Source organism: Ruegeria sp. AH12 (genome assembly GCF_056541465.1).
On the sequence record NZ_JBQFYL010000025.1, the window covers coordinates 18,861 to 30,450 of the forward strand.

General features: G+C 57.9%; 13 protein-coding genes and 1 tRNA gene. 5 read left to right on the top strand and 9 right to left on the bottom strand.

Going from position 1 to position 11,590, the window contains the following annotated elements; translation table 11 throughout:
- Positions 1 to 14 precede the first annotated feature (14 nt).
- From ACR0EL_RS20865 to dgcN, 3 genes are all read right to left on the bottom strand, one after another.
- Positions 15 to 875, bottom strand: coding sequence for a D-amino-acid transaminase (locus ACR0EL_RS20865; protein ID WP_480502033.1), 861 nt, complete (start codon positions 873 to 875; stop codon positions 15 to 17).
- 11 nt (positions 876 to 886) lie between these two features.
- The gene (gene dgcA / locus ACR0EL_RS20870; protein WP_480502035.1) at positions 887 to 1,852 is read right to left on the bottom strand and encodes an N-acetyl-D-Glu racemase DgcA; all 966 of its coding nucleotides are present in this window, start codon (positions 1,850 to 1,852) and stop codon (positions 887 to 889) included.
- A gap of 70 nt (positions 1,853 to 1,922) precedes the next feature.
- Complete coding sequence (gene dgcN / locus ACR0EL_RS20875; protein ID WP_480502037.1) at positions 1,923 to 2,924, bottom strand: N-acetyltransferase DgcN; 1,002 nt, start codon at positions 2,922 to 2,924, stop codon at positions 1,923 to 1,925.
- Between the two features lie 295 nt (positions 2,925 to 3,219).
- On the opposite strand from dgcN, the gene ACR0EL_RS20880 reads away from it, so the two are divergent.
- On the top strand, positions 3,220 to 4,182 hold the full coding sequence (locus ACR0EL_RS20880) for an L-malyl-CoA/beta-methylmalyl-CoA lyase (protein ID WP_353013232.1): 963 nt from the start codon (positions 3,220 to 3,222) through the stop codon (positions 4,180 to 4,182).
- A gap of 54 nt (positions 4,183 to 4,236) precedes the next feature.
- Here ACR0EL_RS20880 and ACR0EL_RS20885 read toward each other — a convergent pair whose 3' ends face one another.
- Positions 4,237 to 4,815, bottom strand: a complete 579-nt coding sequence (locus tag ACR0EL_RS20885) for a PA14 domain-containing protein (RefSeq protein WP_480502039.1) — start codon at positions 4,813 to 4,815, stop codon at positions 4,237 to 4,239.
- Between the two features lie 115 nt (positions 4,816 to 4,930).
- On the bottom strand, positions 4,931 to 5,383 hold the full coding sequence (locus ACR0EL_RS20890; RefSeq protein ID WP_353013236.1) for an Lrp/AsnC family transcriptional regulator: 453 nt from the start codon (positions 5,381 to 5,383) through the stop codon (positions 4,931 to 4,933).
- Between the two features lie 73 nt (positions 5,384 to 5,456).
- Between ACR0EL_RS20890 and ACR0EL_RS20895 the strand changes: the two genes are divergently transcribed.
- Positions 5,457 to 6,053, top strand: a complete 597-nt coding sequence (locus tag ACR0EL_RS20895; protein WP_480502042.1) for a LysE family translocator — start codon at positions 5,457 to 5,459, stop codon at positions 6,051 to 6,053.
- On the opposite strand, the gene ACR0EL_RS20900 is transcribed toward ACR0EL_RS20895, so the two are convergent.
- Positions 6,054 to 6,887, bottom strand: coding sequence for an AraC family transcriptional regulator (locus ACR0EL_RS20900; protein WP_480502044.1), 834 nt, complete (start codon positions 6,885 to 6,887; stop codon positions 6,054 to 6,056).
- A gap of 124 nt (positions 6,888 to 7,011) precedes the next feature.
- On the opposite strand from ACR0EL_RS20900, the gene ACR0EL_RS20905 reads away from it, so the two are divergent.
- Positions 7,012 to 7,974, top strand: coding sequence for an acetyl-CoA carboxylase carboxyltransferase subunit alpha (locus ACR0EL_RS20905; RefSeq protein ID WP_353013241.1), 963 nt, complete (start codon positions 7,012 to 7,014; stop codon positions 7,972 to 7,974).
- A gap of 4 nt (positions 7,975 to 7,978) precedes the next feature.
- Here the strand turns inward: ACR0EL_RS20905 and ACR0EL_RS20910 are convergent, their stop codons facing one another.
- The 3 genes from ACR0EL_RS20910 to ACR0EL_RS20920 form a co-directional block, all read right to left on the bottom strand.
- Positions 7,979 to 9,109, bottom strand: coding sequence for a lytic murein transglycosylase (locus tag ACR0EL_RS20910; protein WP_480502046.1), 1,131 nt, complete (start codon positions 9,107 to 9,109; stop codon positions 7,979 to 7,981).
- A 112-nt stretch (positions 9,110 to 9,221) separates the two neighbouring features.
- Positions 9,222 to 9,869, bottom strand: a complete 648-nt coding sequence (locus ACR0EL_RS20915; RefSeq protein ID WP_353013244.1) for a GntR family transcriptional regulator — start codon at positions 9,867 to 9,869, stop codon at positions 9,222 to 9,224.
- Positions 9,870 to 9,899: 30 nt separating this feature from the next.
- Positions 9,900 to 10,595: a M48 family metallopeptidase gene (locus tag ACR0EL_RS20920; protein WP_480502048.1), complete on the bottom strand. Its 696-nt coding sequence runs from the start codon at positions 10,593 to 10,595 to the stop codon at positions 9,900 to 9,902.
- 100 nt (positions 10,596 to 10,695) lie between these two features.
- On the opposite strand from ACR0EL_RS20920, the gene ACR0EL_RS20925 reads away from it, so the two are divergent.
- Positions 10,696 to 11,022 carry a TIGR02300 family protein gene (locus ACR0EL_RS20925; RefSeq protein WP_170531503.1) on the top strand — a complete coding sequence of 109 codons (327 nt, stop codon included), beginning with the start codon at positions 10,696 to 10,698 and terminating at the stop codon, positions 11,020 to 11,022.
- 141 nt (positions 11,023 to 11,163) lie between these two features.
- Positions 11,164 to 11,239: transfer RNA gene (locus ACR0EL_RS20930), tRNA-Ala, on the top strand.
- Positions 11,240 to 11,590: the final 351 nt, after the last annotated feature.

Here is an 11,590-nt window from a genome sequence, read left to right on the forward strand (position 1 = left end):
GCGGGTCTTTTTGATTAGATTGCGGCCTTGCGGCTTTCATCCAGATAAATCTCGCGCAAGCGCTTGGCGATCCGCCCCGGCGTGCCGTCGCCCAGAGTGACGCCGTCGATCTCAACCACTGGCATAACGAAGGCGCTGGCTGAGGTGGTAAAGGCCTCATCCGCCTCTTTGGCTTCATCAATGGTGAACAGGCGTTCTTCAACTTCCATCTGCGCTTCAGCCGCCAATCGCAGAACAGCCTTGCGGGTGATGCCGTGCAGGATGTCATTGGACAATGGGCGCGTGACGATCTTGCCGTTCTTCACGAAATAGGCGTTGTTGCTGGTGCCCTCGGTCACATAGCCGTCTTCGATCATCCAGGCGTCATCACACCCAGCGGCCTTGGCCATCATCTTACCCATCGAGGGGTACAGCAATTGCGTGGTCTTGATATCGCGGCGACCCCAGCGGATGTCATCGATCGAGATGATCTTTGCACCTTTGCGCGAGGCAGGGCTGTCTGCCAGACCCGGCTTGTTTTGCGTGAACAGAACCAGCGTCGGTTTTGTATCCTCGGACGGGAACACAAAATCCCGGTCCCCATCGCTGCCGCGCGAAACTTGCAGGTAAACCAAACCTTCTTCGATACCGTTCAGTTCCACCAGCTTACGATGAATTCCCAGCAGTTCGTTCTTGCTGCAGGGCTCGGCCATCTGCAGTTCGTCCAGTGACCGTTTCAGGCGCACCGCGTGACCTTCGAAGTCGATCAGCTTGCCGTCCAGAACGCTGGTCACTTCGTAAACCGCATCTGCCATCAGAAACCCACGATCGAAGATCGATACCTTGGCCTCAGCCTCAGGCAAGTAGTCGCCATTCACGTAAACAGTGCGGGTCATATGTTGTCTCCTCAGCCCCAGAGGCCCACTTTCGGCGGATGCACCCCGGCGTCATCAAAAGTAAGCGGTGTGTCGCGGTCTTCGGCCAACAGAAGCGGGCCGTCAAGGTCTGTAACCATTGCACCCTGCGCCAACAGTGTCGCAGGGGCCATCGCCAGAGAGCTGCCGACCATACAACCCACCATGATTTTGTAGCCTTCGGCCAAAGCCGCCTCACGCAGCGCTAGTGACTCGGTCAAACCCCCGGCTTTGTCGAGCTTGATGTTGACCACATCATACTTGCCCTTCAGGCCGGGCAGGCTGGCACGATCATGGCAGGATTCGTCTGCACAAACGGGCACAGGTCGGTCCATCCCGATCAGCGCGTCATCTTCGCCTGCGGGCAAAGGCTGCTCAACAAGCGCGACGCCCAGCCGCACCAGATGCGGCGCGAGGTCGGCGTAGACCTCGGCGGACCAGCCTTCATTGGCATCAATGATGATGGTCGAGTTCGGCGCGCCAGCCCGTACGGCCTCAAGCCGGGGCATATCATCGGGCGTGCCCAGCTTGATCTTCAGCAAAGGACGATGCGCGTTCTCAGCCGCCTGAGCTTGCATCGCTTCGGGCGTTGCCAGCGACAGCGTATAGGCCGTGATCTCAGGACCCGGAACCGGCAGACCAGCCAATTCCCAAGCCCGCTTGTCTGCGCGTTTGCACTCCAGATCCCACAGCGCGCAATCTACAGCATTCCGCGCGGCCCCTGCTGGAAGCAAATCCATCAACGTCTCACGAGTGAACTCAGCAGGCAGGCCCGCGATCTCGGCTTCAACCGAGTCCAGCGTCTCATCGTAGCGCGCGTAGGGCACACATTCGCCCCAGCCCTGATGAGTTCCGTTCGAAATTCGAACCGTCAGCACCTTCGCCTCGGTCCGCGACCCGCGCGAGATGGTGAACACCTGCGCCAGTCGGAACACATCACGAGAGACCTCTACCTGCACGCGCAAGCTCCTTCATCGTTTTGAAAAACGCCCGCCAGAGACGTGAGTGGCCACTGGCGGGATGTTCAGATCACAAAGCGGCCAGCGCGTCCACCAGCTTGCCCGCACCAAAGCGATAGGGGTCAGTGGTCGGAAGCCCCAACTCAGCCTCAACCTTTGCGATATACGCCTTAGCTTCATCCTCGCTCAGATGCTGTGTGTTGATCGACACACCCGCCACCTGACAATCGGGGTTTGCCACCTGCGCCAAGGGCAATGCTGTGTCGCGCAGCTGCTGCAATGTCGGCAGAGAATACTCGGGCAGACCACGCATATGTGTCCGGGTGGGTTCATGGCACAAGATCAAAGCATCCGGCTGCCCGCCATGGATCAGCGCCATGGTTACACCGGAATAGGAGACATGAAACAAAGATCCTTGCCCCTCGATATGATCCCAGTGATCAGGGTCGTTCTCAGGGGTCAGATATTCCACCGATCCCGCCATGAAATCCGCAACAACCGCGTCCAAAGGCACGCCCTGACCGGTGATCAAAATCCCGGTTTGGCCAGTGGCCCGGAATGTGGATTTCATGCCGCGCTCGCGCATCTCGGCATCCATTGACATCGCCGTGTACATCTTGCCCGCAGAACAATCGGTTCCTACAGCAAGGCAGCGCTTGCCGGTACGCTTTTTCCCGTTAGCAATCGGATAACCCACAGTCGGAACCCGAACGTCGTGCAAGGTGCAACCATGGGTCTGAGCGGCTGCGATCAGATCGCCCTCATCCCGCAGCAGGTTGTGCAGGCCCGACGCCAGATCATAGCCCATTTCCAGCGCTGCGATCAGAACCTCTTTCCAGGTTTCGCTGATAATGCCACCGCGGTTTGCAACCCCGATCACAAGGGTTTTGGCACCAGCAGCCTTACCTTCGGCCAGCGTCATTTCCGTCAACCCAAGGTCAGCTTTACACCCCTCCAGCCGGATTTGGCCTACCGCGTTTTCCGGGCGCCAGTCACGGATACCAATCGCAACCTTTGCGGCCAACAGGTCGGGCGCATCGCCCAAAAACAATAGATACGGTGTCTCGATCATTGCGGTGCACTCCTTTGATTCCGGCCTAAGCTAGAGAAGCCCGCGAACGAGCGTTTCGCGTATTCACCAACCCGGCCACGTAATCGCGCGTTTTTTTTGCGCAGGATGCATTTCACATGCAATAATCTTCGAATTTTTTAAAGTGACTAAACTTTAATCACCTGTTTCGGATGCTACAATCGCAGTTTCTGCACATGCAATGCCGCAGGCGCAAAATCACGGTTGCGCCAGCCCGCGTAATTTAATACCCCAATTCACAGAAAAATCGTAATTTCCTTACTCGCACGAGGTCCCGATGAGTTTTCGCATCCAACCCGCCGCACCGGCCCGGCCAAATCGCTGCCAATTGTTTGGCCCCGGCTCGAACACCAAACTGTTTCCCAAAATGGCCGCGTCTGCTGCGGATGTGATCAATCTGGACCTCGAAGATTCCGTAGCACCCTCTGACAAAGACGTCGCGCGGGCCAATGTGATCGAGGCGCTGAACACCATCGATTGGGGCGGCAAATACATGTCTGTTCGGATCAACGGATTGGATACGCCCTATTGGTACCGAGACGTGGTGGATGTGCTGGAACAGGCGGGGGACCGTCTGGATCAGATCATGATCCCCAAGGTCGGCTGCGCCTCAGATGTTTATGCAGTCGACGCACTGGTTACAGCCATCGAGCGCGCCAAGGGCCGGACCAAACCGATCTCATTCGAAGTCATCATCGAATCCGCCGCTGGCATAGCCCATGTCGAAGAGATCGCAGCGTCATCTCCACGCATGCAGGCCATGAGCCTGGGGGCCGCAGATTTTGCAGCCTCGATGGGAATGCAGACCACCGGGATCGGCGGCACGCAAGAGAACTACTATATGCTGCGCGAAGGCGAGAAGCACTGGTCTGACCCTTGGCACTGGGCGCAAGCCGCTATCGTCGCTGCCTGCCGCACACATGGCGTTCTGCCAGTCGACGGGCCATTCGGCGATTTCAGCGATGACGACGGTTACATCGCTCAGGCCAAGCGTTCCGCCACGCTGGGGATGGTCGGCAAATGGGCGATCCACCCCAAGCAGATCGCGCTGGCCAATGAGGTGTTCACGCCCTCAGACGAAGCCGTTTCGGAAGCGCGTGAGATTCTGGCCGCGATGGAGCAGGCCAAAGCCAATGGAGAAGGCGCCACCGTTTACAAAGGCCGTCTTGTCGACATCGCATCGATCAAGCAGGCCGAAGTCATCGTCGCTCAGGCAGAACTGATCGCCGCAAACGGCTAAGCAAATACAAAAAAAGGCGCCCATTGCGGCGCCTTTTCCCAACAGATCATTAGACTATCGGCCAAATACATCATCCGGCGTCCAGGTGAACCTTTCACCCTGCTTGCCCCATTTCATCATCAGGCAGGATGACCCGTATTTCTGGAAGTACTTTATCTTCAACGGGTACCAACCCGCTTGCGGAACTTCGACCTCGGTCCGTTGATTGGCTTCGCATGGCTGGCGGTCGTTCACATACCCAATCTGCTGCCCACCGATCCACGCATCAAGCCCATCGTTCGACCATGTTTCCAGTTCATAGACGCCAGCTGAATCAAAACGGATGTATCCGGTAATGTCGGCAGCAACGTTGTAGGCTTTATCAAACGTCAGAACCGGGTCGCCATCTTCAGTATCGCGATAGTCCAACCCCTTTAAAGGCGGCCCTGCTTTGGCCTTCTTCAAAAGGTGGTCCACTTTGGACAGGTTCTGAATTTTTCGTGGGGGGTTCCCCTCCCAGGCGTATTTCACATCCAGCCCCGCCTTGGGGCTGGGCTGCGGATCAGCGGGTTGCAATTTCAAAGGGGCTGCGACAGCAACTCCAGCGAGAAGCGCGATGGCTGACGCCATTACCCCTATTGGAATGTAGTTCATATTTATCTCCCTGTGCGCGCCTTGCTTCGGGCTGGACCCATCGGCGTCGTCATTGAGACAACACTATGACGAGATTTTTTACCTCGCAAGAGAGTGATAGATCACAATATCAAGCTCAGGCGCGCTGGTCCTTGGGGGATCCCATCACCACATAAGAGGTGATCGACGTCACGTGCGGCAGCGTGCCCAGAACTTCGGTATGGAAGGTTTTGTAGGATGGCAGGTCCGCGCATTCTACGCGCAGCAGATACTCGATCGTTCCGGTGATGTTGTGACACTCGACAACCTCGGGCGCACGCTGCAGCGCACGCTCGAACCCTTCCTGGGCCGCTTTGGTATGTTCACCCAAACCGACGCCGATATAGGCGACAAAACCTTTGCCCAGCGCAACCGGGTTCAAGACAGCGCGATAGCCCGAGATCACCCCGGCCTTCTCAAGCTCCTGCACCCGTCGTAAACAGGCCGAAGGGGACAGACCAACGCGATCCGCCAGTTCCAGATTGCTGATACGCCCATCTGCGGTCAGCTCTCGCAATATATCACGGTTTATTTGATCAATCTTCGCCACTAATTGTCAATTTAGGGCAATACTGCACAAGAACGCAATTTCATTTGTACAAGTTGCCGCAATTATTCGTCCCATGACCTACGATATCCTGCTCGCCCTGATTGCCTTTGCTTTCGTTTCCTCAATCACACCGGGGCCGAACAACCTAATGCTGATGGCTTCGGGTGCGAATTTCGGATTTCGCCGGACAATCCCGCATATGCTTGGGATTGGTCTGGGCTTTACCTTTATGGTTCTGCTGGTGGGCGCTGGACTGGTGCAAATATTCAATCAGTATCCCATCAGTTACACGGTGCTGAAATTCGCCTCGGTCGTATATCTTTTGTACCTGGCCTGGAAGATCGCGCATGCAGCCCCAACTGAGAACCGCGCCGAGGTCGGTACGCCGATGACCTTTATTCAAGCGGCCGCGTTCCAATGGGTCAACCCCAAGGCCTGGGCAATGGCCCTGACCGCCACAACCGCCTATGCGCCGGGCCAGACACTGAATGTCATCCTCATCGTCGCGCTTGTTTTTGGGGCGGTCAACTTGCCCTCGGTCAGCACCTGGACAGTGCTAGGGCAACAAATGGCGCGGTTCCTGACGAATCCGCACCGGTTGGTGGTGTTTAACTGGACGATGGCGGCGCTGTTGATCGCGTCGCTCTATCCAGTTCTTTGGCCCAACTGATCACTTCAACGGCAGGCAGATTTCCGTCAGCAGATCCTCGGGCGCAGTCTCGCGTGGATCGTTGAGGTAGACCTCATAACATGGTTGATCCGCCGGTTCCTCACCAGAGGTCGGAAGCCAGTTTCCGAACAGGCTGTCATAGGCCGCATGAATGCCGGAATACGGGCCTTTGAACGTCAGTACCGCCGTTTTTCCACCCGGTATGTTCATACCTTCCATGCCCTCGGGCGTCTCATCACCCCGGTATTCAGCTCCGGCATAGCTGCGCAGCTGATCCGCGGGCACCGCTTCAGGGTTATCCAGGTAAATTCCGATCACCGGGCCCATCTGGGGCCACAATTGTCGGGATTCACACAGGGCGCCGAAGGCTTCGAAACTTCTACCGATCTCGGAGTAAGCACCTTTGTGGGGCAGGGCAATAATGCGGCGGGTGGGTTCTGTTCGCGTCGTCACAGGATACATGGGATATTCTCCAGTTTTGAAATGTGGATGCGACGGAAGAAACTGGCCCGTCTTTCGAAAGGCGGCAGGGCTGCTGCCATAGGCCTGAGAAAATGCCCGCGTAAAGGACTTGAGATTGGGATACCCAATCTCGGCTGCTATCTGCGGCACCGGCCTGTCGGATTGTAACAGCCAAGTCGCAGCGCGATGCAAACGCAACCGTCGCACCGCTTGCGCGCAGGTCTCGCCCGTCAGGGCCCGAAACACGCGGTGCCAGTGGAACCGCGACATCGCGGCGACATCGGCCAACGCATCCAGTGACAGGTCCCCGGCGGGGTTGTCATGAATATATGTCAGAACGCGCAGCACTCGGTCTTCGTAGCGGGTCACCATTGGTGTCTTCCCTTTCTTCCTCGCCCGACTGAATTTGCATATTCTTGAACCACAAATCTTGCTGAGTTGCATCCGGGGCAACCACACGGCATATAGCTAGGAAATTTCACGCAGGTGAGGCGGCATGACCCAGTATCTGGATTTCGAAAAACCCTTGGCCGAGATCGAAGGCAAAGCGGAAGAGTTGCGCGCGCTGGCCCGCGCCAATGAAGAGATGGATGTAGCCGAAGAAGCCGCGGCACTGGATGCCAAGGCCGCCAAGCTGCTGGATGAGCTCTATGCGGATCTGACCCCCTGGCGGAAATGTCAGGTGGCGCGTCACCCAGAACGCCCCCATTGCAAAGACTATGTCGATGCCTTGTTCACGGAATTCACACCGTTAGCCGGGGATCGGAACTTTGCCGACGATCTGGCCGTGATTGGCGGGTTGGCCCGGTTCAATGATCAGCCAGTGATGGTGATCGGCCACGAAAAGGGCTCGGATACCAAATCGCGGATTGAGCGGAATTTTGGCATGGCCCGCCCCGAGGGGTATCGCAAAGCCGTGCGACTGATGGAAATGGCCGGTCGCTTTGGCCTGCCCGTTATCACTCTGATCGACACGGCGGGCGCCTATCCCGGCAAAGGGGCAGAAGAACGCGGCCAGTCCGAGGCGATTGCCCGGTCGACCGAGATGTGCCTTAAAATCGGCGTGCCTCTGGTCTCGGTCATCATCGGGGAAGGTGGGTCCGGCGGGGCCGTAGCCTTTGCCACCGCGAACCGCGTCGCAATGTTGGAACATTCGGTCTATTCGGTCATCTCGCCCGAGGGCTGCGCCTCGATCCTGTGGAAAGATGCCGAGAAGATGCGTGAGGCCGCCGAAGCGCTGCGCCTAACCGCACAAGACCTCTACAAGTTGGGTGTCTGCGATCGCATCATCACCGAACCCAAGGGCGGTGCCCATCGCGGTCGCCCCGAGACGGTCGAGTCGGTGCGCGCGGCAATCACTGCCATGCTGAAAGAGCTGGACGGCAAAGACGCGGCGGCCCTGATTAAAGACCGCCGTCAGAAGTTCCTGGATATTGGCTCAAAGGGGCTGGCGGCCTAACCCGTCAGCCGCGCAAACGGCGCAGCAACTCAACCGAAGGCTTGCCGGTTACGGCCAAGCCATTCGCGCGCTGATAGCCGCTGATTGCGGCCTCGGTATTCTTGCCGATCACCCCATCTGCGCCTTGCGTGTCGTACCCGGCTACTGTCAGGCGGCGTTGCAGGTCCTTCCTGTCCTCAAGAGTTAGACCCGTTGCATCCGGCCCGAACGAGGTTTGGAACGGCGCGCCCCCGGCGATCCGGTCAGACAAGTGCCCGACGCCAATCGCGTAGCTGTCCGAGTTGTTGTACCGCTTGATCACATTGAAATTGCGGAACACGGCGATTTGGGGTCCCGGAACCTGCGGCTGTAAAACCGCGACGGGCGTGCCCGATACGGTGCCGACCTCTCCGCCCCAAGGCTGACCACGCACCCAACCCGCTCGCGACAGATAGGCGGCAGTTGAGGCCAGCGAATCCGTCGGGTCCTCGGACCAGATATCGCGCCGTCCGTCACCGGTGAAATCAACCGCATAGGCCAGATAAGAGGTCGGGATGAACTGTGTATGACCCATCGCTCCGGCCCAGCTGCCGGTCATGTTTGAGGGCGAGGTATCACCCTCCTGAATAATCCGCAGCGCTGCCACCAGCTGTTTTTCAAAGAACGCACCACGCCGCCCGTCATAGGCCAGCGTTGACGTCGCCGAGATTACCGGCACATCCCCGCGCCGCGCGCCATAACGGCTTTCCAGTCCCCAAACGGCCACAACCACCTCTTTGTCGACGCCATATTGTGCTTCGATTTGAGAAAGCGTGCCGTTGTAACGCTGCAGCATCTGCTGGCCGGTGCTGATCCGTTCATCCGAGGCGGCGATGGCCAGATAATCCTCGAGTGAGCGTTTGAATTCGACCTGATTGCGATCACGCTCAATCACTCCGGGCAGATAACCTGCCCCCTGAAAGGCGCGGTTCAGGGTGGATTGCGAGATGCCCTGAGAAGACGCTCGGGTTTTGAAGCCAGCAACCCAGGCGTCATATCCTGAATTCGGGACAGATTGCATGCGTGATGCGGGCGCCCGTGCCGGAGCACCCCCGCTGCTGCACCCCGCCAAGACTGCCGCGCCAAGGCCGATAGAAAAGGTCCGTCGATTGATCATGTCTGACATCTGCTCTTGTTTGTGATTTGCCTCAGCCTAGCGCAGAGCGCGGGCGCAAACCAGAACCACAGACATGGTCAGGTGCGAATTCGAGAGGTCGGCGGTTCGTCGCTTAACTGACCAGCAATCGTAAGCCCTGTGTCACGTCCGAACGCACGGCAAGACGCAGGCCGGGCTCATCCCCGGCTTTGAGCGCGGCTATGATCAGCTTGTGATAGTGCGGCGGCTCGGTACGGCGCAGCCTGCCATAAAGTGCACGCATCGTAGGGCCAAGCTGCAGCCACACGGTTTCAGCCATGGCCAACATCGCGGGGGCTTGGGCCCTTAGGTATAGCGTGCGGTGAAACTCCAGATTGGACCGGATGTATCCCACCGCATCTCGCTTCGTTACCATTTCGGCGACGGTCATATTGATGCTCTGCAAACGGTCGATCAGTGCGATATGCGCACGCGGCAGAGCACGGCTGGCCAGTTCGACCTCTAGGAGCGCCCGCAGTGCCGCCAATTCTTCGATCCGGTCATTCGTCAGCTCCGGTGTCGACACCCGGCCAGACGAGGACAGGATCAAAGCACCCTCGGCAGCCAAACGCCGCACCGCTTCGCGCGCGGGGGTCATTGAGACGTCGAACTCTTTGCCAATCCCCCGCAGGGTCAGTGCCTCACCCGGTGAAATCTCTCCGTGCAAGATTCGGGAGCGCAGGGCACGGTACACCCGATCATGCGTTGCGATTTGAGAATCTGAGGGACGTGTTGCTAACATGGCTTCATGTGATCACAAAAAACGGCAGCGTCAACTCGCGTCGGCATCAAAACGGTATCGATGTAGGGTTGCGCCATGCTCGCGCAGCCAGCGGCGTGGGGTGTCATAGGGTCCAAAAATGCGGTCGACCTGCGCCCAGAACGCCGGCGAATGGTTCATCTCAACCAGATGCGCGACCTCATGCGCTGCGACATAGTGCAGAACCTCAGGCGGCGTCAGGATTAGCCGCCACGAGAACATCAAGCCCCCATCGGAACTGCAGGACCCCCAGCGCGAGCGTGTATCCCGCAGAGTCAGGCTGTTGTAGGAGCGTCCCAGCATCGCGGCATAATCATCGCAAGCCTCGGTCAGCCGATCCCGCGCCAGTTCCTTCAAGAACCGGGCCAAACGACGCCCTTCTGAGCCGGCTGGAACAGCAACTTCGTTTTCGCTCAACAAAACCCGTCGGCCGGTTGCGCTTGCGATTCGACGCTCGCGCCCTTCAACTGGGATGACGCCGCCAACGAGCACCTGTTCGGGATCGGGCTGACCTTCCAGATGCTGCCGGATCCAGGCCTCTTTGCTGCGCGCGAAACTCAGAGCCTCAGCCTCGGGCACGCCATGCGGATAGGTCAGCGTAACCCGCCCATCCAACTGGGAAATCCGCAGGCTGATCCGCCGCGCCCGCGTTGATCTGCGCAGCGTCAGCGGCACCGGCGGCGTTCCCGGCAAAGCGTGTTCTCCCATATCCCGTCCTCTTCCGCGCAAAGGCTTTGACAGTGCCCGCCGCCTGTGGCAGGTGAACTGAATCTTTAAGACGACTCACCTGATATCAAGGGGATTTGACATGCCCAAGGAAGAATGGGGCGTAAAGCGCGTTTGCCCGACCACCGGTAAGCGGTTTTATGACCTGAACAAAGACCCGATCGTCAGCCCCTACACGGGCGAGGTCGTGGAGCTTGAAACCGGCAAAAGCCGGATGATCGCCGCCGATGCCGAGGATGCGGCAACGGCCAAAGCGCGCGAGAACGCCTCCGAAGACGATCTGGTTCTGGACGATGACGAAGATGTCGATGTGGATCTTGACGACGATCTGCTGGATGATGACGATGACAACAACGATGATGTGTCGTTGGATGACATCAAGGATATGTCTTCCGAAGACGAAAACTGAACTGTACCCCGAGGCGGCTTGAGGCGGCCTCGGGACATCTCTTGGATCCAGACGGAAAGTTTGGCGCGCCTCCAATTTTGGACTTGCACTCGCCGCCCCCGTCTCATAAACGTCCGTCCACTGCTGCGGCAGTACCTAGATGGGGCCTTAGCTCAGTTGGGAGAGCGCTTGCATGGCATGCAAGAGGTCAGGGGTTCGACTCCCCTAGGCTCCACCAAAACCTAACAATGTGATACGCGCACCAAAGATTTTCCTTTTTGGCAGCAGGATTTTCCTTTGCTGGAAAATTCTCCATACTTTTTTGTTAATTAGCGAGTTTTTTCAAATTTTGAGGTAACGCGACCTATGGGGCTCAGCATGCAGCCGTCACCACGCCTTGTCCATTTGGTGGCTGTTACTTGCCTTAAGCGCATCGTCGCCGTTTTGAACGCAAATATTTTAGTCGACGTTGCGCCCATCCTTGTGCTTTCCCAACGACTAGGGTCAGGACCCATTGATTTCCGCTTTTCGGCATGATTCATCGTTCGAAAAACGAGTGGTGACATGTCTGACCTTTTCTGGCTGAGCG

What these genes read in the sequence shown, in the direction of transcription:
- ACR0EL_RS20895 (WP_480502042.1), top strand. Translation starts at nt 5,457, where the DNA reads ATGACCTACGATATCCTGCTCGCCCTGATTGCCTTTGCTTTCGTTTCC.
- dgcN (WP_480502037.1), bottom strand. Translation starts at nt 2,924, where the DNA reads ATGATCGAGACACCGTATCTATTGTTTTTGGGCGATGCGCCCGACCTG.
- ACR0EL_RS20900 (WP_480502044.1), bottom strand. Translation starts at nt 6,887, where the DNA reads ATGGTGACCCGCTACGAAGACCGAGTGCTGCGCGTTCTGACATATATT.
- ACR0EL_RS20910 (WP_480502046.1), bottom strand. Translation starts at nt 9,109, where the DNA reads ATGATCAATCGACGGACCTTTTCTATCGGCCTTGGCGCGGCAGTCTTG.
- ACR0EL_RS20865 (WP_480502033.1), bottom strand. Translation starts at nt 875, where the DNA reads ATGACCCGCACTGTTTACGTGAATGGCGACTACTTGCCTGAGGCTGAG.
- ACR0EL_RS20905 (WP_353013241.1), top strand. Translation starts at nt 7,012, where the DNA reads ATGACCCAGTATCTGGATTTCGAAAAACCCTTGGCCGAGATCGAAGGC.
- ACR0EL_RS20920 (WP_480502048.1), bottom strand. Translation starts at nt 10,595, where the DNA reads ATGGGAGAACACGCTTTGCCGGGAACGCCGCCGGTGCCGCTGACGCTG.
- ACR0EL_RS20925 (WP_170531503.1), top strand. Translation starts at nt 10,696, where the DNA reads ATGCCCAAGGAAGAATGGGGCGTAAAGCGCGTTTGCCCGACCACCGGT.
- ACR0EL_RS20880 (WP_353013232.1), top strand. Translation starts at nt 3,220, where the DNA reads ATGAGTTTTCGCATCCAACCCGCCGCACCGGCCCGGCCAAATCGCTGC.
- ACR0EL_RS20885 (WP_480502039.1), bottom strand. Translation starts at nt 4,815, where the DNA reads ATGAACTACATTCCAATAGGGGTAATGGCGTCAGCCATCGCGCTTCTC.
- ACR0EL_RS20915 (WP_353013244.1), bottom strand. Translation starts at nt 9,869, where the DNA reads ATGTTAGCAACACGTCCCTCAGATTCTCAAATCGCAACGCATGATCGG.